At 62.3% G+C, this 932-nt stretch carries 1 protein-coding gene; it reads left to right on the top strand.

Translation table 11 applies throughout. The annotated features are described in order from the left end of the window. Positions 1-674 (top strand): phosphotransferase (locus tag I5W_RS25710; RefSeq protein ID WP_044531386.1); only part of this gene is annotated, 674 nt, incomplete at its 5' end. Positions 675-932: the final 258 nt, after the last annotated feature.

Genomic DNA, 932 nt, shown 5'->3' with positions numbered 1-932 from the left:
ATGCCCGGCCCCGACCGGCCAGGCCGCTGGTATCGAGCTTCACCATCTTCTCGCAGGAAGATCCGGTACGCCCGCTGCAAGCNTACATCGCGGCGCGTCCGGCCATTGCAGAGTACCTGGAAGGACGTGCCTGGCGCGGGGAAGTGGCGCAGCACCTGCTGCCCTGGCATGGGGCACTGAAGCCTTATCTGAATGAATTCACGCCGCTGTGGACGCACAATGACTGGCACGCCTCCAACCTGCTGTGGAGCGATGCCACACGCCAGGCGCAGGTCAGGACGGTGCTGGACTTCGGCCTGTGCGACCGCACCTGCGCCCTGCATGACCTGGCCACCGCGATCGAGCGCAACATTGTCGAGTGGCTCTCCATGGCCCAGCGCGACACGCAACTGGTCCACCTGGACCTGCTCGATGCCATGCTGGACGGCTATGCCTCACTGTTGCCATTAAGCGCAAGGCAGATGCGGGCGCTGGCCGCCTTGCTGCCACTGGTCCATGCCGAGTTTGCGCTGGCCGAGCTGGATTACTTCCATGGCGTGACGCAGTCGCCCCGGAATGCCTCGCTGGCCTATGACACCTACTTCCTCGGCCATGCCGCCTGGTTCCATGGCAGCGAAGGGCAACGTCTGCTGACGCATCTGCAGCGACGTGCGGATACGCTGGAAAAAAACTAAGTTTTTGCGGGAGAACGACTTAGTTTTTGCTGTGGAAAAACTAAGTCCGGGGGATCACTCCCGCTCCTGCCGCTCCTCTTGCTGCTCCCGCTGGAGAATCAGGCAAAATCCTTGATCGTTTCCGGTTCGATCAACACCATGTTTTCATGCCATGGCAACTCCATCTCAAAACGGGCACCGCGCGCAGCGCTGGCCAGGGTGATCTCGCCGCCATGCGCGTGCACGATCTCGCGCACCAGCACCAGGCCCAAGCCGTCC

Source organism: Herbaspirillum sp. B65 (assembly GCF_000333555.1).
GTDB classification, from domain to species: domain Bacteria; phylum Pseudomonadota; class Gammaproteobacteria; order Burkholderiales; family Burkholderiaceae_D; genus Herbaspirillum; species Herbaspirillum rubrisubalbicans.
This window is presented reverse-complemented; position numbering and strand designations above follow the sequence as displayed.